20 protein-coding genes are annotated in these 22520 nt (G+C 55.3%); 17 read left to right on the top strand and 3 right to left on the bottom strand.

Annotated elements, in window-relative coordinates; translation table 11 throughout:
* Positions 1 to 7: 7 nt before the first annotated feature.
* The 5 genes from mnmE to FY156_14965 are packed head-to-tail and all read left to right on the top strand — an operon-like array spanning position 8 to position 5636.
* Positions 8 to 1336 carry a tRNA uridine-5-carboxymethylaminomethyl(34) synthesis GTPase MnmE gene (gene mnmE, locus FY156_14985; GenBank protein ID UXS02684.1) on the top strand — a complete coding sequence of 443 codons (1329 nt, stop codon included), beginning with the start codon at positions 8 to 10 and terminating at the stop codon, positions 1334 to 1336.
* Positions 1337 to 1396: 60 nt separating this feature from the next.
* The gene (gene mnmG / locus FY156_14980) at positions 1397 to 3280 is read left to right on the top strand and encodes a tRNA uridine-5-carboxymethylaminomethyl(34) synthesis enzyme MnmG (protein UXS02683.1); all 1884 of its coding nucleotides are present in this window, start codon (positions 1397 to 1399) and stop codon (positions 3278 to 3280) included.
* 11 nt (positions 3281 to 3291) lie between these two features.
* Positions 3292 to 3909: a 16S rRNA (guanine(527)-N(7))-methyltransferase RsmG gene (gene rsmG / locus FY156_14975; GenBank protein UXS03164.1), complete on the top strand. Its 618-nt coding sequence runs from the start codon at positions 3292 to 3294 to the stop codon at positions 3907 to 3909.
* Between the two features lie 19 nt (positions 3910 to 3928).
* The gene (locus FY156_14970; GenBank protein ID UXS02682.1) at positions 3929 to 4723 is read left to right on the top strand and encodes a ParA family protein; all 795 of its coding nucleotides are present in this window, start codon (positions 3929 to 3931) and stop codon (positions 4721 to 4723) included.
* Between the two features lie 31 nt (positions 4724 to 4754).
* Complete coding sequence (locus tag FY156_14965) at positions 4755 to 5636, top strand: ParB/RepB/Spo0J family partition protein (GenBank protein UXS02681.1); 882 nt, start codon at positions 4755 to 4757, stop codon at positions 5634 to 5636.
* A gap of 73 nt (positions 5637 to 5709) precedes the next feature.
* Here FY156_14965 and FY156_14960 read toward each other — a convergent pair whose 3' ends face one another.
* A complete protein-coding gene (locus FY156_14960) occupies positions 5710 to 5910 on the bottom strand; it encodes a DUF1674 domain-containing protein (GenBank protein ID UXS02680.1) in 201 nt (66 codons plus the stop codon).
* Positions 5911 to 6028: 118 nt separating this feature from the next.
* Here FY156_14960 and htpX point away from each other — a divergent pair, with 118 nt between their 5' ends.
* From htpX to purH, 4 genes are all read left to right on the top strand, one after another.
* The gene (gene htpX / locus FY156_14955) at positions 6029 to 6994 is read left to right on the top strand and encodes a zinc metalloprotease HtpX (protein ID UXS02679.1); all 966 of its coding nucleotides are present in this window, start codon (positions 6029 to 6031) and stop codon (positions 6992 to 6994) included.
* A complete protein-coding gene (locus FY156_14950; protein ID UXS02678.1) occupies positions 6991 to 8376 on the top strand; it encodes an MFS transporter in 1386 nt (461 codons plus the stop codon). Before htpX ends, FY156_14950 begins: the two co-directional genes overlap by 4 nt.
* A gap of 127 nt (positions 8377 to 8503) precedes the next feature.
* A complete protein-coding gene (locus tag FY156_14945; protein ID UXS02677.1) occupies positions 8504 to 10162 on the top strand; it encodes a heparinase in 1659 nt (552 codons plus the stop codon).
* 94 nt (positions 10163 to 10256) lie between these two features.
* Positions 10257 to 11873 (top strand): bifunctional phosphoribosylaminoimidazolecarboxamide formyltransferase/IMP cyclohydrolase, encoded by a 1617-nt coding sequence (gene purH / locus FY156_14940; protein UXS02676.1) that lies wholly within the window; start codon positions 10257 to 10259, stop codon positions 11871 to 11873.
* Positions 11874 to 11950: 77 nt separating this feature from the next.
* Here the strand turns inward: purH and FY156_14935 are convergent, their stop codons facing one another.
* Both FY156_14935 and FY156_14930 read right to left on the bottom strand, forming a co-directional pair.
* Positions 11951 to 13483 (bottom strand): altronate dehydratase, encoded by a 1533-nt coding sequence (locus FY156_14935; GenBank protein ID UXS02675.1) that lies wholly within the window; start codon positions 13481 to 13483, stop codon positions 11951 to 11953.
* 46 nt (positions 13484 to 13529) lie between these two features.
* Entirely contained in the window at positions 13530 to 14222 is a 693-nt protein-coding gene (locus FY156_14930; GenBank protein UXS02674.1) for a FadR family transcriptional regulator, read from the bottom strand.
* 254 nt (positions 14223 to 14476) lie between these two features.
* On the opposite strand from FY156_14930, the gene FY156_14925 reads away from it, so the two are divergent.
* The 8 genes from FY156_14925 (at position 14477) to FY156_14890 (ending at position 22493) form a co-directional block, all read left to right on the top strand.
* Positions 14477 to 16042, top strand: coding sequence for a sugar ABC transporter ATP-binding protein (locus FY156_14925; GenBank protein UXS02673.1), 1566 nt, complete (start codon positions 14477 to 14479; stop codon positions 16040 to 16042).
* A gap of 8 nt (positions 16043 to 16050) precedes the next feature.
* The gene (locus tag FY156_14920; protein ID UXS02672.1) at positions 16051 to 17073 is read left to right on the top strand and encodes an ABC transporter permease; all 1023 of its coding nucleotides are present in this window, start codon (positions 16051 to 16053) and stop codon (positions 17071 to 17073) included.
* 79 nt (positions 17074 to 17152) lie between these two features.
* The gene (locus FY156_14915) at positions 17153 to 18094 is read left to right on the top strand and encodes an ABC transporter substrate-binding protein (protein UXS02671.1); all 942 of its coding nucleotides are present in this window, start codon (positions 17153 to 17155) and stop codon (positions 18092 to 18094) included.
* A 77-nt stretch (positions 18095 to 18171) separates the two neighbouring features.
* Entirely contained in the window at positions 18172 to 19185 is a 1014-nt protein-coding gene (locus tag FY156_14910) for an aldo/keto reductase (protein ID UXS02670.1), read from the top strand.
* 4 nt (positions 19186 to 19189) lie between these two features.
* Entirely contained in the window at positions 19190 to 20011 is an 822-nt protein-coding gene (locus FY156_14905; protein UXS02669.1) for an amidohydrolase family protein, read from the top strand.
* Between the two features lie 3 nt (positions 20012 to 20014).
* Positions 20015 to 21025: a zinc-binding alcohol dehydrogenase family protein gene (locus FY156_14900; protein ID UXS02668.1), complete on the top strand. Its 1011-nt coding sequence runs from the start codon at positions 20015 to 20017 to the stop codon at positions 21023 to 21025.
* A complete protein-coding gene (locus FY156_14895) occupies positions 21022 to 22161 on the top strand; it encodes a mannitol dehydrogenase family protein (protein UXS02667.1) in 1140 nt (379 codons plus the stop codon). The genes FY156_14900 and FY156_14895 overlap by 4 nt, the downstream gene beginning before the upstream one ends.
* A 2-nt stretch (positions 22162 to 22163) precedes the next feature.
* Complete coding sequence (locus FY156_14890) at positions 22164 to 22493, top strand: L-rhamnose mutarotase (GenBank protein ID UXS02666.1); 330 nt, start codon at positions 22164 to 22166, stop codon at positions 22491 to 22493.
* Positions 22494 to 22520 lie beyond the last annotated feature (27 nt).

The following is a 22520-nucleotide window of genomic DNA, read 5'->3' as shown; positions in this document are numbered from 1 at the left end:
GTGTGAAATGACCTCTTCCAATGACACGATCTTCGCTCTTTCCAGCGGTGCGCTTCCCGCCGGTGTGGCGGTGCTCAGAGTAAGCGGCTCGATTGCCTTCACTGCCCTTTCGGCATTGATTGGCGATGTATCTGTGCCGCCCAGAAAGGCCACGCTGCGTTCGATTCGTAACCGAAACACTGACGTGATTGATCAGGCGCTGGTTATGGTCTTTCCTGGGCCGAACTCCTTCACGGGTGAGGATTGCGTCGAGATACAATGCCACGGCAGTCGCGCAGTCGTTGCTTCGATTTTTCAGGAACTGCAACGACACCAAGGCATTCGCCCGGCAGAAGCGGGTGAATTCTCGCGGCGCGCCTTTGAGAACGGAAAGATGGATCTGGTCGAGGTGGAAGGTCTGGCCGATCTTCTGCAGGCCGAGACCGAAATGCAGCGTCGGCTCGCTGTGGAACAAAGCACAGGCCGTCTCTCGGCTCTTTATGATGGCTGGGCTATGCGCCTGACACGTGCTCGCGCATTCATCGAAGCGGAACTTGATTTTCCCGACGAGGAGGACGTACCAGACTCTGTTGCAGATCAGGTCTGGGTCAACGTCGCGCAGCTCAAAAGTGAAATATCCGAACATCTCGAGCGTGGGCAAGGCAGCGAAATCATACGCGACGGATTTAGGATCGCTTTGGTTGGCAAACCAAATGCAGGAAAGTCGACGCTTCTGAATGCATTGAGCGGACGAGACGTTGCTATTGTGACAGATATCGCCGGAACAACGCGTGATGTTCTGACGGTCGATATGAACATCGACGGTTATTTGGTCAAAATGTTCGATACAGCAGGATTGCGTGAGACTGCAGACGTTGTCGAACAGGAAGGTGTCCGACGGGCGGTTTCCACGGCGGCATCCGCTGACCTTATCCTTGCATTGCATGACAACGATTCGGTATCGAAACAATTTGACGATCGGTTTAAGGATGTTCCGTGCCTGAATGTTCGAACGAAACTCGATCTTCTTACGCAGATAGACAAGAATGAATTTGACCTATCGATTTCTGCTAAAGATGGTCGCGGTGTGGATGACCTTCGGTCGCGAATTAAGTTTGAGATCGAAAAACGAACTGGGGCATCGCATACGCTGGCGCCGGCAAGGGCACGGCATAAAAAACGACTTGAAGAGACGCTGAACTATGTTAGTGATGCGCTCAATTCCGAAGCTGCGGACCTGGCGATCCGGTCCGAATACCTTAGGCTGGCGGCGACATCACTTGGGCGGATTACCGGACGCGTAGATGTCGAAGAGTTGCTCGGCGTCATATTTTCGGAATTCTGCATCGGTAAATGATTCACGTGAAACATCGGCGGACAAATTGTCTGATCTGTTGTTGGATATGAGGCTAAGTGCATGGATCAGTCTTTCGACGTCATCGTTATTGGTGGTGGCCACGCCGGCAGTGAGGCCGCCGCAGCGGCCGCCCGTTTTGGTGCTCGAACGGCGCTGGTCACGCACAAGCGTGACACGGTCGGAGTGATGTCCTGTAACCCGGCGATTGGCGGTTTGGGAAAAGGTCACCTGGTACGCGAAGTTGATGCGTTGGACGGACTGATGGGTCGTGTTGCCGACGCAGGTGGAATTCAGTTTCGCATGCTCAATCGCAAGAAAGGACCGGCTGTTCGTGGACCGAGAACGCAAGCGGACCGCCGTCTATACAAAGAGGCGATGCAACGCGAAATCTCCGGTATTGCGAACCTAACCGTGATTGAAGGGGATGCTTTCGACATAGACATGACGAGCGGTCGAGTGTCAGCCGTTGTCATGGCAAACGGTAGCCGGATTCCATGTGGCGCTGTTGTTCTGACCAGCGGAACGTTTTTGCGCGGCCTCATTCATATCGGTTCCGAAAAGATACCGGCCGGTCGCGTCGGTGAGAAGCCGTCTCTGGGACTCTCCCAGACCCTATCGCGGCTTGGTCTTAACATGGGGCGTTTGAAAACCGGTACTCCAGCCAGGCTCGATGGACGCAGCATCAATTGGGATGCAGTTGACCGTCAGGGCGCGGACGAGGAACCTGTTCCCTTTTCATTCATGACAGATCGAATCGTCAACCCACAGATCGAATGCGGTGTGACAAGAACGACGCCGGCAGGGCACAAGATCATTCAAGACAATATACATCTGTCAGCGATGTACTCAGGTCAGATCGAGGGCGTAGGTCCGCGTTACTGCCCGTCGATTGAGGACAAGATCACCCGTTTTGGAGAGAGAGATGGCCATCAGATCTTTCTCGAGCCGGAAGGGCTGGGTGATCACACAATATACCCGAATGGGATCTCGACATCCCTGCCCGCCTCGGTACAGGAACAGTTCATCCGTACCATTCCCGGCCTGGAAAAGGTGACTATCCTTCAACCTGGTTACGCAATTGAATATGACTATGTTGATCCGAGAGAACTGAAGCCATCTTTGGAATGCCGGAAAATCCCCGGTCTTTTCCTGGCTGGGCAGATTAACGGTACAACAGGATATGAAGAGGCTGCGGCGCAGGGACTAGTCGCTGGATTGAATGCTTCGCGCCTCGCAAGTGACGCTGAGCCAGTGTATTTCAGTCGCACGGAATCGTATATCGGTGTGATGATCGATGATCTCACATCGAAAGGCGTCACCGAACCCTATCGCATGTTCACGTCCAGAGCCGAGTACCGCTTATCCCTTCGCGTTGACAATGCGGATCTTCGGCTAACTCCTCAAGGCATGGCTGCGGGCATCGTTCAAAAAGAGCGTTCAGAGCGGTACGCGCATTTCGTTGACGAACTTAGTCGTGGGCGCGAGTTGATGAAGGAGCTGTCGATTAGCCCCTCGCAAGCTGCAAAGCAGGGGTTGAAACTCAACCAGGACGGACAGCGTCGATCGGTTTATGAACTGCTCGCTTACCCCGATATCTCGCTCAGCGATCTCAAGCAGCATTGGCCTGAATTGAACAGCGTGTCGTCGAAAGCTGCCGAAATTCTGGAAATCGAGGCTAGCTACGCGGTTTATATGCAGCGTCAAAGCGCTGACATCATCGACATAAAACGCGACGAAGAAAGAAAGATACCCGAAGATTTCGATTTTCAGTCGTTATCCGGCCTTTCTAACGAACTGAAACAAAAGCTGGAAAAAGCGCGCCCGGAGAATATTGCACAGGCGGCTCGTGTTGACGGAATGACGCCGGCTGCGATATCGCTGCTGCTCGCCCTTTTGCGGAAGTCCTCGGACGCGCAAAGCCAGAAGTTGCGTTTGCACCAATAGCGAGTCTGATGATGGAGATAAACGGCCAAAGTGTTTCACGTGAAACACAGGAGCGGCTTGAGCTTTTTATCGAGCTTTTCAAGAAATGGAACAAAACCACTAATCTTGTCGCTCCGTCGACCCTGACCGAGCTCTGGAGCCGGCACGTGGCGGACAGTGCTCAGATTTTCCAGTTGTCTCCTGAACCGAAAAGATGGGTAGACCTAGGAAGCGGCGGTGGCTTTCCCGGCGTTATCACTGCGATATTTCTTGCGGAGCTGAATGACGGCTGGGTAGATCTCGTTGAGAGCAACAACAAAAAAGCTGCCTTTCTGCGGATCGCTCTCAAAGAAACGGGTGCACGGGGCGCTGTTCATCCGGTTCGGATTGAAAAAGCTCCAGAAACCATTCAACGTTGCGACGTCATATCCGCGCGTGCACTCGCTGAGCTCGATCTTCTGTTTGATTATATCCATCCATGGGCGTCGCGGAATCCGAATTTACGCGCATATTTGAATAAAGGCCGGGATTACGATTCAGAAGTGCAGAAAGCGCGTAGTCGCTGGCAATTCGATCTGGTAAAACACCGTAGTGCCATTGAGGCAGATTCTGTTGTGCTTGAGATCAGCAACCTCGCTTTGAAGGGCTGACAACCAAGGCAGGTGCGGTATGATTTTCGATAAAAACCGGATTATTGCAGTCGCAAATCAGAAGGGTGGCGTTGGAAAAACAACCACTGCTATCAATCTCGCGACGGCATTGGCAGCCATCGGGGAACGAGTTCTGATTGTTGATCTCGATCCACAGGGAAACGCCAGCACGGGTCTCGGTATTGATCGTAAGGAGCGCAAACTATCCTCTTACGATCTTCTCGTTGGTGATAACTCCGTTGCCGAAGTTGCTGTTCCTACGGCTGTTCCCAATCTGGATATTATCCCATCAACGATGGACTTGCTTGGTTTTGAAATGCAGGTGGCCAATGCAGCCAACCGCGTTTTCCTTTTGCGAACCGCACTTGAAACGCAAGAGGCAAAAGGATACTCCTACATCCTTCTGGATTGCCCGCCTTCTTTCAACTTGCTGACAATGAACGCGATGTCCGCGGCGCATTCCGTGCTTGTGCCATTGCAATGCGAGTTCTTTGCCCTTGAAGGTCTCAGCCAGTTGCTTGACACTGTCAGTCAGATCCGCAGCTCGGTAAATCCGGGACTTGATATTCAGGGTATTGTGCTGACGATGTTTGATGCGCGCAACAATCTTGCTCAGCAGGTTGTGAGCGATGTCCGCACGCATCTCGGGGAAAAAGTCTACCATACGCTCATCCCCCGCAATGTCCGTGTGTCTGAGGCGCCGTCATATGGCAAGCCCGCGATCCTTTACGACCTCAAATGCGCTGGCAGCCAGGCTTATCTGCAGTTGGCGTCCGAGGTGATTCAGAGAGAGCGTTTGCGCAAGGCAGCGTAAGCTTTCGACGGAATGTATGGAGTAAATTTCTATGAGTGATGATCTTTCCAAACGCCGCCTCGGCCGCGGCCTTGCAGCCTTGATCGGAGAAATGGATCAGCCGGTTCCGGTTGGTGAGCCGCAGCGTGCAGTGAGTGCCGATCGGACGATTCCAATCGAGTTTATCGCTCGCAGCCAGCGAAACCCGCGACGTCATTTCGATGAAAATGAACTGCAGGATCTGGCGTCGTCCATTCGCCAGCACGGTATTGTTCAGCCGGTCGTCGTTCGTACCGTTTCGGCCAACCGTTATGAAATCATCGCTGGTGAGCGTCGCTGGCGTGCCGCACAACTGGCTGGATTTACCGAAGTTCCGGTTATCATTCGCGATGTCGATGATCGTACTGCTCTTGAACTGGCGATTGTTGAAAACGTTCAGCGCTCAGACCTCAATCCGCTTGAAGAGGCGATGGGTTATGAGCAATTGATTGCGGAACATGGTTATACCCAGAACGATCTTGGTGAAATCATCGGCAAAAGCAGAAGCCATGTCGCCAATAGCCTTCGCCTTCTGAAGCTGCCTGACCCGGTTCGAGACATGCTTTCGGATGGATCGTTGTCCGCCGGCCACGCACGCGCGCTCGTTTCGACGTCGGACCCCGCAGCTTTGGCAAGAACGATTGTATCGAAAGGCCTTTCTGTTCGCGACGCGGAGCGTCTGGCGCAGAACGATATCAAGTCGCAAGGTGAGCCTCAGGAAAAACGTTCCTCGGGCGAGAAGGATTCCGATACGATTGCTCTTGAACGTAGCCTGTCGGATGCGCTTGGCCTGGATGTCAAGATCAACCACAAGGGAGGTGCAGGTCAAATTAAGATCAGTTACCGCACTCTTGAGCAGTTGGAAGCTGTATGTCGGCTTCTCGAGCAAAAATAAGTCTAACTATATGATTTAAATGTTAAATCCCGCTTCTAGCGGGATTTTTTATTTTGGTTCCGTTTTGACTATCTCAGAAGTCGATTGCTCGGCCGTTGATTTCGTAGTCACCAAATCGAACCGGCTCAGCGCCGCCGCGCCCTCCGGTTTCAGGAGGCAATTGCATCTCAGCCTGTTGCTTGCGTCGTTCCTCGGCTTCCTGGAGGGCTCGTTCTGCCGCGGGTGAAAGCTTCTTGCCCACATGTGTGCTATTGTCGTTGTCGGCGCTCTGCATGGATTTCCTTCCCAATGACGGGATATTGAAATGCTTCGATTACCCACCAGATTATATAATGAAACGGGTTTGATAAACCCCGGTATGTCTTTGTTGCCTCAAAAGGAGAATTAAACGGATGAACATGATGCGCACGGCAATGCTTCTGGCGTTTATGACCGCGTTGTTCATGGGTGTCGGTTTTCTGATCGGCGGAAAAGGCGGCATGATGATCGCGCTGCTTATCGCTGCCGGTATGAACCTGTTTTCTTACTGGAACTCGGACAAGATGGTTCTTTCAGCCTATCGCGCCCAGGAGGTGGATGAGCGAAATGCGCCTGAATTTTTCCACATGATCCGCGACCTGTCGCACAACGCAGGCCTGCCCATGCCGAAGGTCTATATTTATGACAGCGCGCAGCCCAACGCTTTTGCAACAGGTCGAAATCCTGACAATGCTGCCGTCGCCGCCTCGACGGGATTGCTGGAGCGTTTGACGCCAGAGGAAGTTGCCGGCGTGATGGCACATGAACTGGCCCACGTTCAAAACCGCGACACGTTGACGATGACGATTACCGCCACGTTGGCCGGTGCTATTTCGATGCTTGGCAATTTTGCGTTCCTGTTTGGTGGAAATCGCGAGAACAACAACAATCCGTTGGGTTTCATCGGTGTGATCGTGGCGATGATCGTCGCGCCTTTGGCAGCCATGCTGGTTCAGATGGCGATCAGCCGTACACGCGAATACTCAGCCGATCGCCGGGGTGCAGAGATTTGCGGCAATCCGCTCTGGCTGGCATCTGCACTGCAGAAGATCGCGGGCATGGCCCAGCGCATTCATAACGACGATGCCGAACGTAATCCTGCAACAGCACATATGTTCATCATCAATCCGTTATCCGGCGAAAGAATGGATAACCTCTTTTCGACGCACCCGAACACCGAAAACCGCGTTGCTGCCCTGCATGCGATGGCACAAGAGTTTGGTACGCGAGGATCGACTGCACCGGCGTCCAGTGATAAGCCGTTGCGCAAATCACGTTCTGTGCCGACCACAGGTTGGGGGCGCGGTAATGAAAACGAGCGTAAGGGACCCTGGTCTTGACATCTGACGTAGAAAAAAAGCCGGCGCGGCGTAACAAAGCAAGACCGGCAGGTTTCGGGGGCCGTGAAGACGGCCCTTCGTCTTTCCAGGATAAGCCGGGCCTTTCCGCTCGTATCGCAGCAACCCGTATCCTTGCAGCCGTTCTTGAAAAAAAGACATCGCTGGATGGAATGCTGGATTCTGAAAATGGCAATCCGGTCTATCGCTCTTTGTCCATAGCAGACCGCGCTCTGGTCCGTGCAATCGTCAACAGTGCTCTCCGTCACCTCCCGCGTATTGAGGCGGCTCTTTCCATGTTGCTGGACGGGCCACTTCCCCAAGGCGCTCGTTCCCTTCACCATGTGCTTGTGGTTGGGGCAGCGCAGATGCTTTATCTCGACGTACCGGATCATTCCGCCGTTGATCTCGCTGTCGAGCAAGCACACCGAGATCCCCGCAACAAGCGTTTCGTCAAGCTCGTGAATGCGGTCCTGAGACGGCTTGGCAGAGAGAAGTCGGAAATCATCGAAGCTATCTCCGAAGTCCCTGTCCTGCCGAAATGGTTCTTCCAGAGGCTTGTGGAGGCTTATGGTTCCGACGTTGCGGCGCGGATCTCCGAGGCGCAATTGACGCCCTCCTCCATCGACCTCACGGTCAAGAGCGATCCTGCATTATGGGCGGAGAAGCTCGGTGGGACGGTCCTTCCCAATGGCAGCGTCCGCCTTGGCGAATTCGAGGGGCAGATACCGTCTCTCGAGGGATTTTCTGATGGTCAATGGTGGGTTCAGGACCTAGCAGCGAGCATGCCTGTCAAGCTTATGGGGGACATTGCCGGTAAGCGCGTCGCCGACCTGTGTGCAGCGCCTGGTGGCAAGACTGCGCAACTGGCATTGGCCGGCGCTTACGTGACGGCGCTCGATCAATCCGCCAATCGCCTAAAGCGCCTGAAAGAAAATCTCACCCGACTGGGCCTGACGGCCGAAACTGTCGAAACCAACATGCTGAAGTTCAACCCGGAGGATCGCTTCGATGCGGTTCTGCTGGATGCTCCGTGTTCGTCGACTGGTACCTTGCGCAAACATCCTGATGTTTGCTGGACCAAGGATGAGGCCGATATTGCAAAACTGGCATCGCTTCAGGGGCAGATGCTTCGTCATGCGCTGACACTGGTAAATTCCGGCGGTCTCGTCGCCTTTTCAAACTGCTCTCTCGATCCTTCGGAGGGAGAGGCCATGGTTGAGGCGGTCCTTGCAGAAAATCCGGATTTTGAGCGTGTGCCTGCGCGCAAGGAAGACTGGCCTGGAATGGAGCTGGCCATCACCGCCAACGGGGATTTGCGTACAACCCCAGATATGTTCGGTGGGGTAGACGGGTTTTTTAGCAGCGTCTTGCGTAAAAAGTAGAAACGCGCCAAGCTTTTGGCGAATCATTTGAAATTTGTAGATAGCGTTCCGGTCGTCGCGGTTCACTGACAAAAAATAAAACATGTGAAACGGGAAACACAGCTTGTTAGGGTCTTTTGCAGGTGGCATGAGCGCCGCCGGTCTCGTTTCGCGCATGATATATCGTCGTGTGTGCATCGGTCTTGCACCGTTGCACATCCACACGTCGCGTCTGGCAAATGGCAGTCCTGATGGTCTTGTGGCGGCACCAACCGATCTTCGCGCAATTGATCCATATTTCGCCGAAGAGTTGTTGCATGGCCGGATTGGTCTCGCGGGACGTGTCCTGGAAACTGGCGGCGCCTCGCCCTTCCTGCTCGAGTGCCCCTCAATTGTTTTCGAAGAGCGGTTGAACGCTTTCAGTTGGTTGCGACACGTGCGGGCCAGTAAGTCTGGTGAAGCATGTGCAAGAGCGCGCCGGATCGTTTCTGACTGGATGTCGGTCAGCGGGAAGCGGACAAGGGGGATTGCGTGGTCACCGGATATTGCTGCGCAGCGGTTGATCGCCTGGCTCTCGCATTCTCCTGTTGTCCTCAATGAGGCCGATGCCGGTTTTTATAGACGCTTTCTGAAAAGCCTGTCTTTCCACGTTCGATATCTCGATCGCATCGCCAAGCACGTGCCCGATGGCGAAATCAGGCTGCGAATAAGAATAGCTCTGGCCATGGCTTCGATCACCATTCCCACGCGAGCGTCGAAAATTGCGCGCAGTGGAAGGAAGCTCGCTCAGGAACTGGAGCGGCAGATCCTTCCCGATGGCGGACATGTTTCACGCAATCCGCGGGTGATGCTGGATCTGTTGCTCGACCTTCTGCCGCTTCGCCAAAGCTATATCAATCTGGGCCATGATCTGCCGCCCGGCCTGGTTCCTGCAGTGGATCGCATGTTTCCGGCTATCCGGTTCTTCCGCCATCAGGGCGGCGACCTTGCGCTGTTTAACGGAGCAACAGCGACACTCGCGAATGAACTTGTCTCTGTGTTGCGCTATGACGAGACATCGGGAAAACCCTCAAAACTCCTCCCTGACGTCGCCTATCATCGGCTTGCAGAAGACGAGACGGTGATCATCGTCGATACCGGTTATCCCGGCTCATCGGAGTTGTCGCGCAATGCCCATGCCGGTTGCCTGTCGTTCGAAATGTCCTGCGGCCGAAACCGCTTTATCGTCAATTCAGGTTTTCCAAGGAACGCTGCACCTGAGTTTCAGGCCGCCAGCCGTTCGACTGCCGCCCATTCGACGGTCACACTCGCAGATACGTCATCGTGCCGCCTGTCACGGTCGCGTCTGCTTGGCCCCATCATGGTGTCTGGCGTCCGCCATGTTGAAACGCTGCGCAGCAAGGCGAACGGCAATGACGTTCTACGGGCATCACATGACGGATATTTGAAGTCCTTCGGACTGTTTCACGAGCGCGAAATTGAGCTCAACCCGACAGGTACAAAAATCAAAGGTCGGGATGCGCTGCGGCTTGAAGATGATGCGGCGAGAATGCCGAGCATCGCCGCCGTGTCGAGGTTCCATATTCATCCGCATATACAGCTTCATCAGGAAGACGAGGAATCCGTCTATATGCAGGCAGCGGATGGTACAACGTGGCTATTGACTGCCCCAAGTCTGAAGCTCTTTGTGTCTGACGACATTTTCATGGCAGACGCGTCCGGTATCCGTCCCTCACAGCAGATTGAAATTGCCTTCAACCTTGCGAAAACCAGCGAAATTCGCTGGATCATCGAACGAAAGGCTTAGTGCTGTTTATTAATCCGGCAAGCTGTGTTAACGCGGCGGCAACCGCCGGATAATCGCCTCCGGCCTGTCCTCCACCCATCACGGAGTAAGCCCGATGGCCGTCGCTTCCAAAAAAATCCCCGCTCCCGATAAGGTGAAAATTCGCACCGCACTTCTTTCCGTTTCGGACAAGACAGACATCATCGAACTGGCGGGCGCACTCGTCAAACTTGGTGTGAAGCTTTTGTCGACGGGCGGAACATCCAAAGCCATCGCTGAAGCTGGCCTGCCCGTCACGGATGTGTCGGATATCACCAAGTTCCCGGAGATCATGGACGGTCGCGTCAAGACGCTGCACCCGAATGTTCATGGTGGCCTTCTTGCCATTCGCGACGACGCCGACCATGTGGAAGCCATGCGCGCGCATGGCATCGAGGGTATAGATCTTTCCGTTATCAATCTCTATCCGTTCGAGGAGGTTCGCGCCAAGGGCGGCGATTACCCGACGACGGTTGAAAATATCGACATTGGCGGTCCGGCGATGATCCGTGCCTCGGCCAAGAACCACGCTTATGTGACTGTTGTAACAGACCCCAGCGATTACCCGGAACTTCTGGAAGCGTTGCAGGCGGATGATGGTCAGACCCGCTATGCATTGCGCCAGAAATTTGCAGCAAAGGCCTATGCCCGTACCGCCGCTTACGATGCTGTCATCTCCAACTGGTTTGCTGAGGCTCTGTCAATCGAGACACCGCACTACCGCGCAGTCGGCGGCGTTCTGAAAGAAAAGATGCGCTATGGGGAAAACCCGCACCAGAGCGCTGGTTTCTATCTGACCGGCGAGAAACGTCCGGGTGTTGCCACGGCAACGCTTCTCCAGGGCAAGCAGCTTTCCTACAATAATATCAACGATACTGACGCAGCTTATGAGCTCGTTGCGGAGTTTCTGCCGGAAACCGCGCCCGCAGTGGCCATCATCAAGCACGCCAATCCTTGTGGCGTTGCGACCGGCTCTACGCTCCTTGACGCCTACAAGCGCGCGCTGGCATGCGATCCCGTTTCTGCATTCGGTGGCGTGATCGCGCTCAACCGCACGCTTGATGCCGAAACGGCGGAAGAGATCATCCAGCTTTTCACCGAGGTGATTATCGCACCCGACGTCACCGAAGAGGCAAAGGCCATCGTTGCAAGAAAGCCGAACCTGCGCCTCCTGTCGGCAGGCGGACTGCCGGATGCCCGCGCGCCTGGTATTACGGCAAAAACCGTATCTGGGGGTCTTCTGGTTCAAAGCCGCGACAATGGCATGGTCGAAGATCTGGATCTGAAGGTCGTTACCAAGCGTGCGCCGACGCCACAGGAACTTGAAGACATGAAGTTTGCCTTCAAGATCGCCAAGCACGTGAAGTCGAACGCTGTCATCTACGCGAAAGACGGTCAGACGGCTGGTATCGGTGCAGGCCAGATGAGCCGTGTTGATTCCGCCCGTATCGCTGCGCAGAAGGCGGAAGACGCTGCTAAGGCCATGGGTCTTGCCGAGCCGCTGACCAAGGGTTCGGCAGTCGCTTCGGAAGCCTTCTATCCATTTGCAGACGGCCTTCTGGCCGCCATCGCTGCAGGGGCAACAGCGGTTATCCAGCCGGGTGGCTCGATGCGCGATCAGGAAGTCATCGACGCCGCAAATGAGCACAATGTGACGATGGTATTCACTGGCATGCGCCACTTCCGTCACTAAGCACTGATACCCAAAATGAAAACGGCCCGGAGATCGCTCTTCGGGCCTTTTTTATGGTCAGTGTTTCACATGAAACGTTATGTCACGGCACCGACCTGCCACGGCACGAATTCATTGTCGCCGTAATCATAAATCTCGCTGACGGTTTTCTCGCCGGAGGCCACTGCGATGATATGTTCGAAAATTCGTTTGCCGGATTCTTCAATGGTCTCAGCACCCGTCACGATCTCTCCGCAGTTCAGATCCATGTCTTCCTTCATGTGTTCGTACATTTCGGAATTGGTTGCGATCTTGATGCAGGGTGACGGTTTGAAGCCGGAGACGGAGCCACGTCCAGTAGTGAAACAGATGACGTTGCAGCCGCCTGCCACCTGGCCTGTTACGGCAACAGGATCATAACCGGGCGTGTCCATGAAGACGAAACCTTGCTCAGTCACGGTTTCCGCGAATTCATAGACGGCTTTCAATGGCATGGAGCCGCCTTTCGCGACAGCACCCAGTGACTTTTCAAGAATGGTGGTCAGGCCGCCCAGCTTGTTGCCGTGGGACGGATTGTTGTTCAGCTCATCACCGTTCCGTGCCGTGTAGTCACGCCACCAGTCAATCCGCTGCAACAGCTTTTCGGCAACGGCCGGCGTGACAGCCCGGCGTGTCAGAAGGTGCTCGGCACCATAAATCTCAGGCGTCTCAGACAGCACGGTGGTACCACCGTTGCGTACGATCAGATCGGAGGCGTATCCCAGCGCCGGATTGGCGGAAATGCCGGAATAACCATCGGAGCCGCCACACTCCAGCGCCACCTTCAGTTTCGATAGCGGCTGTTCGGTGCGTTTTGCGGCATTGACGATCGGCAGCATCGCCTTGATCTCGGAAATCGCTGCGTCAATCGTCTTGCGCGTGCCGCCATGCTGCTGGATTGTCATGGTCCGCAGCCGCTCGCCCTCTTCCATCTTGTAATGTTCAAGGATCGGAGCGATCTGGTTGGTTTCACAGCCAAGGCCAATCAGAAGAATACCGCCGAAATTCGGATGGCGAGCATATCCCTGAATGGTGCGGATCAGCAGGCGGTAGCCTTCGGATTTGGTATTGAGTGCGCAGCCGCCGCCGTGGGTCAAGGCAACGACACCATCCACATTGTCGAAACCGTCCAGCCCGCCCTGCTTGTTGAAATAATCAGCGATGTAACGGGACACCGTGGCGGAACAGTTCACGGAAGCTATCACGCCAATGTAATTGCGCGTACCGACACCACCCAGACCGCGATCGTAACCCAGAAAGGTGCGGCGACCGGCTTCGGGCAGCATGCCCTTCTCTTCGATATCGACGCTGAACTGGTGAGCGTGCTCGGACGGAACCATCGCAAGGTTATGAAGATGTACGTGCCGCCCGGGCTCGATGTCCTGGGTCGCGATACCGATGACCTGTCCGTATTTCAGGACGTCTTCGCCTGACCGGATGAATTTCAGTGCAACCTTGTGCCCTCGCCCAATCAGATCAAGTGCTTTTAAGTCACCTCGCCCTGTCACGCCGCCGGCCGGTATAGAACGGCGCGCCACTGCGACATTGTCGCCAGCGTTTAGCAAGATGGTTGCCTCGGAACTTTCACTCACGGGTTTTCCTCCTCCCGATATGCAATGCCTGCAATGTTTGGTGATGTCAGTCGTCTACCCAGCGTCGCTTGGAACTTTCCAGGTGCCCGTGCATGGCGGCCTGCGCCAGCAGTGGGTCCCTTGCCTCAAGGGCTGCGAGGATGGTCTCATGCTCCTGCAGCGCATGCGCCCAGGTGTCACGATCTTCAAATTTGACGCGAAGCTGCGCAGAAATAGGGCTGTGCCGTTCATCGAACAGGTTTGCGACGAGCCGCGCTAAAACACTGTTTCCGGATTGTTCGGCAATTGTGACGTGGAACAGGCGATCCTGGTCGAGTGGTTTGCGGCCTGCTTCGATTTCCTTGCGCATGGCCGCGAGAATTCGACGGAGATTTGTAACAGTTTCATCCGTCATACGGCTTGCAGCAAGCACGATCGTTGCCCCTTCGACGGCTGCGCGTGCCTGCATCAGTTCAGACGGACTGTCGCCGAGCGATTTTGTGTGGTGCCGGGGCTGCAACGGTTCTGCAGAAACGTAGACACCGGAGCCCATCCGGATTTCAACGGTATTGTCGATTTCAAGTGCGATCAGCGCTTCACGAAGTGACGGACGCGATACACCGAGTTTCTGGGCAAGTTCTCGCTCTGCCGGAAGACGGGCTCCAGGCTGAAACTCACCTGCTTCAATCAATTCCCGGATCTGGTCTGCGATCTGCTGGTAGAGCCTGCGTGGCTCCAGTATTTTGGCCTGACCATTCATGTGCGTTTTGCCGAAACCTTTTTTGATCGGTTATTTGGCCTTACCGTATCTTTATTGAATTCAATAGGCAAGTTGATGTTTATGCGACTGAAAACAATAAGTTTTTTATGTTATTCCAGATAGTGTTATGGATCTTCATGCGACTCTGCATTGAGAATTTGGATAAATTGGCTTGACCATATCTCGAAACCGGCCTAACCATTCCGCCAATTCGCTGTCTCCCGACGGAGCGGGCGCGCGATTGGGAGGATGGGATGCAGCAGGGTGCATCGACGATTGAGGGCGGCTCATCGCCTGAACGTGTTGCGGCTGGAAAGGGCGAGACCGTTTTGCGGCTCGACAATATCAGCAAGGAATTTCCAGGCGTCAAAGCCTTGTCGGATGTGCATTTCGACCTGCGCTCTGGTGAGGTCCATGCGGTCTGCGGAGAAAATGGTGCTGGCAAATCAACGCTGATGAAGATCATTAGCGGCGTCTATCAGCCAACCTCCGGAACGATTGTCTACAAAGGCAACAAGGTTCAATATGCCTCGCCGCTGGAATCGGAAGCGGCGGGCATTGCCATTATTCATCAGGAACTCAATCTTGTTCCTCACCTCAGTGTCGCGGAAAACATCTATCTGGCGCGCGAGCCGCGCCGTGGTTTTCTTGTCGACCGCAAGAAATTGAGAACTGATGCGAAACGCTGTCTCGATCGGCTGGGCGTGGATATCGATCCCGATCAACTTGTCCGTGGTCTTTCCGTTGCGCAGTGTCAGATGGTGGAAATCGCCAAGGCGCTTTCGCTTGATGCGGAAGTCCTCATCATGGACGAGCCGACCTCATCGCTGACCGAACAGGAAACCCGTTTGCTGTTCCAGGTTATTCGTGATCTCAAGACGGCCGGTGTCGGTATCGTCTACATATCGCACCGGCTTGATGAAATGGCGGAGATTGTTGATCGCGTCACGGTTCTGCGGGATGGTCGTTACATCTCGACGGACGATTTCCAAGCAATCACGGTCGACGATATCGTTACGCGCATGGTTGGCCGCTCCCTGGAAGACAAATTCCCCGAGCGTACCTCACAACCTTCAGACGATATCATCTTCTCGGTCGAGGGGCTCAGCCGCGCCGGCGTGTTCCAGGACGTCAGTTTTTCCCTGCGTCGAGGCGAAATTCTCGGTTTCGCCGGTTTGATGGGGGCTGGACGTACGGAAGTGGCACGGGCGATTTTCGGTGCCGATGCGCTGGATGCGGGAAAAATAGTCTTCAACGGGCGCGAGCTTTCCATTTCATCGCCGCAAGACGCAATCGAAGAAGGCATCGCCTATCTTTCGGAAGACCGCAAAAGCGATGGGTTGGCGATCAAGATGTCGGTTGCGGCCAATACAACGCTTGCCAACATGAAAGAGGTTTCGAACCGTTTCGGCCTCATTGACTTCAAGAAGCACGATATGGTCGCGAAAAAATACGTGGACCTTCTGAATGTCCGTACGCCATCGATCGGACAGACCGTGCGACTTCTCTCAGGCGGTAACCAGCAGAAGATCATTATCGGCAAATGGCTGTTTCGTCAGTCGAAGGTTCTGTTTTTCGACGAGCCGACCCGCGGTATCGACGTGGGCGCCAAGTTTGCCATCTACAAGATCATGGATGAGCTGGCTGCTCAGGGCATCGGCGTCATTCTCATCAGTTCCGAGTTGCCGGAGGTTCTCGGGCTGACGGACCGCATTGCTGTTTTCCATGAAGGCAGGATTACCGGCGTGCTCGAAACCGCCAAGACCAATCAAGAAGAAATCATGCGCTATGCATCCGGCTACAGCCGGCCGGTGCAGTGAGGAAACACATGTCGAATATTGCAGAACCCCAGAAGAGCTTCACGTTCAGCGACCGGCAGAAGGATATCATCCAGAAGTTTGCGGCGCTCGGCAGTCTCGTGGCGTTGACAATGGTATTTTCCGCCACCAGCAGCGCATTTTTCTCCGTTAACAATGCCATGACGATCGCGCTTCAGGTGACGTCTATTGCCCTTCTCGGCATAGGCGCCACCTGTGTCATCATCACCGGCGGTATCGATCTTTCGGTGGGCTCGGTTCTGGCACTTGCCGGCGTCGTTGCCGCACTCGCCGTGAAGGAACTCGGCATGCCGGTTCCGATTGGCATGTTGCTCGGCATTCTGACGGGATCGTTGTGTGGTTTCATCAACGGTCTTCTCGTGACGCGCTTCAAGTTGCCACCGTTTATCGCGACGCTCGGCATGATGTTGATCGCCCGTGGCGTTGCCCTGCAGATTACCGGCGCACGTGCTGTGTCCGGTCTTGGCGAATCGTTCGGTGAACTCGGCAATGGTGCCCTCTTCCGCATCGTGACGATTGGCGATGACGGGTTTCCCAACGTGGTTTTCCCAGGCATCCCCTACCCCGTCATTTTGATGGTGGTGATTGCCTTTGCCGTTTCGTTCATGCTCAACCGTTCGATCCTCGGACGTCATATTTATGCTGTCGGTTCGAATGCGGAAGCCGCCCGTCTCTCCGGTGTGAACGTCGCCCGCGTCACCAACTTCACCTACATCCTGTCCGGTACACTGGCGGGTCTGACGGGTTGTGTGCTGATGTCGCGTCTCGTCACCGCACAGCCGAATGAAGGCGTGATGTACGAACTCGATGCCATCGCCAGCGCGGTCATTGGTGGCACGTCGTTGATTGGCGGTGTCGGTACGATTTCCGGCACAGCGATTGGCGCCTTCGTTATCGGCATTCTGCGCAATGGTCTCAACATGAACGGCGTTTCTGCCTTCACGCAACAGATTATCATCGGCCTCGTCATTCTGGTCACCGTCTGGATCGACCAGCTTCGCAATCGTCGCTGATGAAAAGGGGCTGCGGACCCTTTCCGCAAACAAGAACGGCATGGGGGAGGCCCAGCGTGCCGACAAAATGGAGGAAAAAATGAAAAAAATCGCGACTGCCCTTCTGACATCCGCAATCGCCCTGTGGAGCGTTTCCACCGTGCAGGCCGGTGAAATTGCCGTCATCGTCAAGACCGTCAACTCCACCTTCTGGCAGAACGTCCAGAAAGGCGCGGATGAAGCGATCAAGAACGCCTCCGGTCACACCATGACCTTCCAGGGTCCGGCATCGGAATCGGCCATTGCCGATCAGGTCAACATGGTTGAGAACGCCGTCAACCGTAAGGTTGCAGGCATCGTTCTGGCCCCTTCCGATCCGGATGCGCTCGTTCCCGCTGTCAAGAAGGCTTGGGAGGCCCGTATTCCGGTGGTGATTGTCGACTCCCAGCTCGCCAAGGGCGCAGAGCAATATTACCAGTCCTTCCTCGCAACCGACAACAAGAAGGCCGGTGAACTTGCTGCCCAGGCGCTGATCGAAAAGGTTGGCAAGGAAGGCAAGATTGCCGTGATGTCCTATGTTGCCGGTGCAGGTTCTGAAATCGGCCGCGTCGGCGGTTTCACTGACTACATCAAGGCCAACTCCAAGCTTGAAATCGTTGGTCCGTTCTATTCGCAGTCGCAGATGGCAACGGCGCTGAACCAGACCACCGACGTTCTGGCCGCAAATGCCGACCTCAAGGGTATCTTCGGTGCCAACGAGCCGACAGCAATTGGTGTTGGCCGCGCACTGGCTCAGTCCGGCAAGGCTGGCAAGGTCGTCGCTATCGGCTTTGACGGTAACCAGGATCTGCAGAGCTTCGTCAAGGACGGCACGCTTGCTGGTATCGTCGTTCAGGGGTCTTACCAGATGGGCGAAAAGGGCGTTGAAACCGTCGCGAAGCTTATCGGCAAGGAAAAGGCCGACAAGTTCGTCGATACCGGTGTGGTTGTCGTGACCAAGGACAACATCGAAAAGCCGGAAGCGAAGAACGTTCTCTACTGATTGTCTGTACTCAGGATGGGTGCCGCTCGTGCGGCGCTCATCCGCCCAAGTCCCGTGTATTTTCGAAAGTGCCCGCAATGAAAGTCTCCGACACACGCAAGCTGCCTCGTCGCAATGTCGATGTTACCCTGATGGGTCTTGGCTGTGCCCAGATGGGTAATCTCTATCGGATTACGCCTTATGCGGAATCGAAGGGCGCTTTCGACAAGGCATGGGAAAGCGGTATCCGCTATTTTGATACTGCACCATTTTACGGCTACACCCGTTCCGAACGCCGCCTCGGCACGATGGTGACGGAGCACGATCGTAACGACTATACGCTGAGCACCAAGGTCGGGCGCGTCATGGTGCCTGACGAAACAGTTGGACCGGAAGAGGATGCCTATGTCGCGCCTCTGCCGTTCCGCCCGGTCTATGATTATTCCCATGACGGTATCCTGCGCTCGTTCGAAGCAAGCCAGCAGCGGCTCGGTGTCCTGAAGCCGGATATTCTCTATATTCACGATATCGGCCCTTACACGCACGGCGACAGACACCAGCATTACTGGGAGCAGTTGACGTCGGGCGGTGGTTTCAAGGCACTTGGCAGGCTGCGCGAAGAAGGTTCGACAGGTGCTGTCGGGCTTGGCGTCAACGAATGGGAGATCGTTCGTGATGCCATGGAAGTCTTTGACATAGACGTTGCGATGTTGGCCGGCCGTTATACGTTGCTGGAACAGCAGAGCCTGTCGTTCATGAATGCCTGCGCGAAAAAGGGTGTAGGCATCGTTGTCGCGGGCGCATTCAATTCCGGCATTCTCGCCGGTAACCGCAAGTTCAACTATGCTGACGCGCCTCAGGAGATATTGTCCCGCGTCGACGCGCTTCATGATGTCTGCGAGGAGCTTGGTGTTTCACTGCAGGCTGCTGCGCTGCAGTTCCCGCTCGCCCATGCTGCAGCCGTTACCGTTGTATCCGGTGCACGCAATGCCGAACAGCTTTCTTCCAATATCGGCTGGTTCGAACAGGAAATTCCGCATGAATTCTGGTCAGAGCTGCACCGTCGCGGTTTGATTGCTGAGGGTTCGCCGGTGCCGAGTGGAAAGGCCTGATAAAATGGTCATCGATGCCCACCAGCATTTCTGGCTGTTGAAGGATCGTGCCGGTCAATGGCCGCCACCCTCCCTGCAAGCCATCTACCGTGATTTTCTTCCCGAGGATCTTTTTCCCCTGATGCGAAAGGCGGGTGTGACCGGCACCGTTCTCGTGCAGACGATGGAAAACGCTGCCGATACCGACTTCATGCTGGCGCAGGCGGAGAAGAATGACTTCATAAAGGCCGTGGTCGGTTGGGTGGATCTGAAGGCCGACAATGCTCCTGCCGTGATTGCAAGCAGGGCGGCGCATCCAGCCTTCAAAGGTGTCCGCCCCATGTTGCAGGACATTGCCAACATTGACTGGATCGATGACGTCGCATTGGAGCCTGCAGTCAAAGCCCTGATCGATCATGGGCTGGTATTTGATGCATTGGTTCTACCTCCGCACCTGCCGCATCTTCTGAGCTTTGCGCGCCGTTATCCCGCTTTGCCCGTCGTCATTGATCATGGTGCAAAGCCGTTGATCGCCAAGGGTATCTATGCCGGCTGGCGTGCCAATATGGCCGCATTGGCAGCGCTTCCCAATGTGCACTGCAAGCTTTCCGGTCTGCTGACCGAACGGGGAGAACAAAAGCCCGAGGCAGTACGTCCTTATGCCGAGACCATTCTTGAGCTTTTTGGTCCGGCAAGGGTGATCTTTGGTAGTGACTGGCCGGTCCTGCGACTTGCTGGCGACTACCAGCAGTGGATCGATTTATGCCATGAGATCATACCCCCCACAGACCACGCAGCAGTATTCGGCGGCAATGCCGCCCGTTTCTACAGACTTTCCGACAGGTGACCCATGCTGGCAATTTTCTGTGATACACCCGGTCAATTGAGCGCGCGCGAACTGCCTAAACCGGCGCGCGGCGAAGGTGAGGTGCTGGTGCGCATCCGTCGTATCGGCGTCTGCGGAACAGATTTGCATATCTTTACCGGCAATCAGCCTTATCTATCATATCCGCGTGTCATGGGACACGAGCTCTCCGGTACGGTCGAACAAGCGCCCGATGGAAGTGTGCTGTCGCACGGGGATGTCGTCACCATCATTCCCTACATGTCCTGTGGTCATTGCAGCGCATGCCTGAAAGGCAAGAGCAATTGCTGCCGCAATATCGGTGTTCTGGGCGTCCATCGCGATGGCGGGATGGTCGAATATCTGAGTGTGCCGCAACAGTTCGTGCTGAAGGCCGAAGGGCTGACGCTGGATCAGGCCGCGATGACCGAGTTCCTGGCCATCGGTGCGCATGCCGTGCGGCGCGGAGCTGTTGAACAAGACCAGCAGGTTCTGATCGTCGGCGCCGGACCGATCGGTATGGCAGTGGCTGTTTTTGCTGTTTTGAACGGCGGTGTGGTGACGATGATCGATAGTCGCGCGGACCGGCTGGATTTCTGCAAGACGCATCTCGGTGCGGCGCATGTCGTCGCGCTCGGTGAAGGCGACAAGGATCAACTCTCGGATATCACGAGCGGCGATTTCTTTGATGTTGTCTTCGATGCGACCGGCAATCCGAAAGCCATGGAGCGCGGTTTCTCCTTCGTGGGGCACGGTGGCTCTTATGTTCTTGTTTCCATCGTTGCTAGCGACATCAGCTTCAATGATCCGGAGTTTCACAAACGTGAAACCACCCTGCTGGGCAGCCGTAACGCGACGCCTGATGATTTTGAGCGGGTGATGGAAGCGTTACGCGCCGGAAAGGTGCCGGAAGCACTGATTACTCATCGTATGGCTCTCTCCGAGGTGCCGTCGAAATTCGCCGGTCTCACCGATCCGAAGGCTGGCGTCATCAAGGGCATGGTGGAGGTCGCATGACGATCGACACCCCGATCCTGCAATTCGGCACTAGTCGTTTCCTGCTGGCACACGCGGATTTTTTCATTTCGGAGGCTCTGGCCACGGGTCAGTCGATTGGACGTATTGCGATTGTGCAGACTACCAGCAGTGCGGAAAGCGCCAAGCGCATTGCAGCGCTTGGTTCTGACAAAGGCTATCCTGTTCGTATCCGGGGTTTGCAGGGTGGCGAGATTGTCGATCACGAATATACGGGGCGTGCGGTTATCAGGTCTTTGACTGCGGCGAATGACTGGGGCGACGTTCGTGATATCGCGATGAAAGCCGATGTCATTTTATCCAACACCGGTGATCGCGGTTACGATCTCGATGCTGGCGACGGGCCTCATCTGGCGGCGGATTTCACGTCGGTTCCGAGGAGTTTTCCAGCGAAGCTTTGCATGCTGCTTCTGGAGCGATTTCAGAAGAGCCCGGAAGTTCCGGTTTCGATATTTCCGTGCGAACTCGTTCCTCGTAATGGCGACAGGCTAAAATCCATTCTGCGCGACCTGGCGAATGCCTGGCAGTTACCGGCCGGATTTGCCTTCTATCTCAACGAGAAGTGCCGTTTCGCCAACAGTCTGGTCGATCGTATCGTTTCCGAAGCCATCGACCCGGTTGGAGCAGTGGCGGAGCCCTACGCCCTCTGGGCGATCGAAAAACAGGACGGTCTGACGCTGCCCTGCCGCCATCCGGCGATTGTGCTGACGGATGACCTCAATCGATATGAGACGCTGAAACTGTTTCTGCTTAATCTCGGACATTCCTATCTCGCCGAGCGCTGGCAGCAGGATCGTCGTGCGCCGGATGAAACGGTACGCGAAGCGATGCAGGACAAGGGCCTTTCGGCCGATCTTGAAGCTGTCTGGCGTGGCGAGGTTTTGCCCGTCTTTGCCGCTGCCGGGATGGGCGATGAGGCGCCAGCCTATGTCGACGAGGTGCGCGAACGCTTCATGAACCCGTTTCTGGCGCACCGGCTTGCCGATATTGCCAGCAATCACGACGAAAAAAAACGTCGACGTTTCGCTCCGGTCATTGCCTGGGCCGAGCGTCTGCAACTCTCCCTGCCGCAGCCGAAGCTCCGTGCCGGCTTGGCGACTATCAATAACGGGATATGACGATGCAACGTATGGGAATGCTCATCGGCGTGAAGCCGGAGATGATTGCGGAATACAAACGGCTGCATGCTGCCGTATGGCCGGAGGTTCTGGCGCTCATCAGCGACTGTAACATCCGCAACTATACGATTTTCCTGCGTGAACCAGAAAACCTGTTGTTTGGCACCTGGGAATATCACGGCACGGACTTCGATGCGGACATGGCCAAGATGGCCACCAGTGAAAAGAACCGGGAATGGTGGGCCTTCACCATTCCCTGCCAGCGGCCGCTCGAAAGTCGCAAGGATGGCGAGTGGTGGGCAATGATGGAGAACGTTTTCCACCACGATTAGGCTTTGGACAGAAAGACAGTCCGAGGC

This window comes from Agrobacterium tumefaciens (assembly GCA_025559845.1).
Lineage (GTDB): Bacteria > Pseudomonadota > Alphaproteobacteria > Rhizobiales > Rhizobiaceae > Agrobacterium.
This window is presented reverse-complemented; position numbering and strand designations above follow the sequence as displayed.

Coding starts and splice junctions, on each gene's coding strand:
- FY156_14945 (UXS02677.1), top strand. CDS start 8,504: ATGAGCGCCGCCGGTCTCGTTTCGCGCATGATATATCGTCGTGTGTGC.
- FY156_14925 (UXS02673.1), top strand. CDS start 14,477: ATGCAGCAGGGTGCATCGACGATTGAGGGCGGCTCATCGCCTGAACGT.
- FY156_14960 (UXS02680.1), bottom strand. CDS start 5,910: ATGCAGAGCGCCGACAACGACAATAGCACACATGTGGGCAAGAAGCTT.
- FY156_14930 (UXS02674.1), bottom strand. CDS start 14,222: ATGAATGGTCAGGCCAAAATACTGGAGCCACGCAGGCTCTACCAGCAG.
- FY156_14895 (UXS02667.1), top strand. CDS start 21,022: ATGACGATCGACACCCCGATCCTGCAATTCGGCACTAGTCGTTTCCTG.
- FY156_14900 (UXS02668.1), top strand. CDS start 20,015: ATGCTGGCAATTTTCTGTGATACACCCGGTCAATTGAGCGCGCGCGAA.
- mnmE (UXS02684.1), top strand. CDS start 8: ATGACCTCTTCCAATGACACGATCTTCGCTCTTTCCAGCGGTGCGCTT.
- mnmG (UXS02683.1), top strand. CDS start 1,397: ATGGATCAGTCTTTCGACGTCATCGTTATTGGTGGTGGCCACGCCGGC.
- FY156_14915 (UXS02671.1), top strand. CDS start 17,153: ATGAAAAAAATCGCGACTGCCCTTCTGACATCCGCAATCGCCCTGTGG.
- FY156_14965 (UXS02681.1), top strand. CDS start 4,755: ATGAGTGATGATCTTTCCAAACGCCGCCTCGGCCGCGGCCTTGCAGCC.
- FY156_14970 (UXS02682.1), top strand. CDS start 3,929: ATGATTTTCGATAAAAACCGGATTATTGCAGTCGCAAATCAGAAGGGT.
- FY156_14910 (UXS02670.1), top strand. CDS start 18,172: ATGAAAGTCTCCGACACACGCAAGCTGCCTCGTCGCAATGTCGATGTT.
- FY156_14905 (UXS02669.1), top strand. CDS start 19,190: ATGGTCATCGATGCCCACCAGCATTTCTGGCTGTTGAAGGATCGTGCC.
- rsmG (UXS03164.1), top strand. CDS start 3,292: ATGGAGATAAACGGCCAAAGTGTTTCACGTGAAACACAGGAGCGGCTT.
- FY156_14890 (UXS02666.1), top strand. CDS start 22,164: ATGCAACGTATGGGAATGCTCATCGGCGTGAAGCCGGAGATGATTGCG.
- htpX (UXS02679.1), top strand. CDS start 6,029: ATGAACATGATGCGCACGGCAATGCTTCTGGCGTTTATGACCGCGTTG.
- FY156_14920 (UXS02672.1), top strand. CDS start 16,051: ATGTCGAATATTGCAGAACCCCAGAAGAGCTTCACGTTCAGCGACCGG.
- purH (UXS02676.1), top strand. CDS start 10,257: ATGGCCGTCGCTTCCAAAAAAATCCCCGCTCCCGATAAGGTGAAAATT.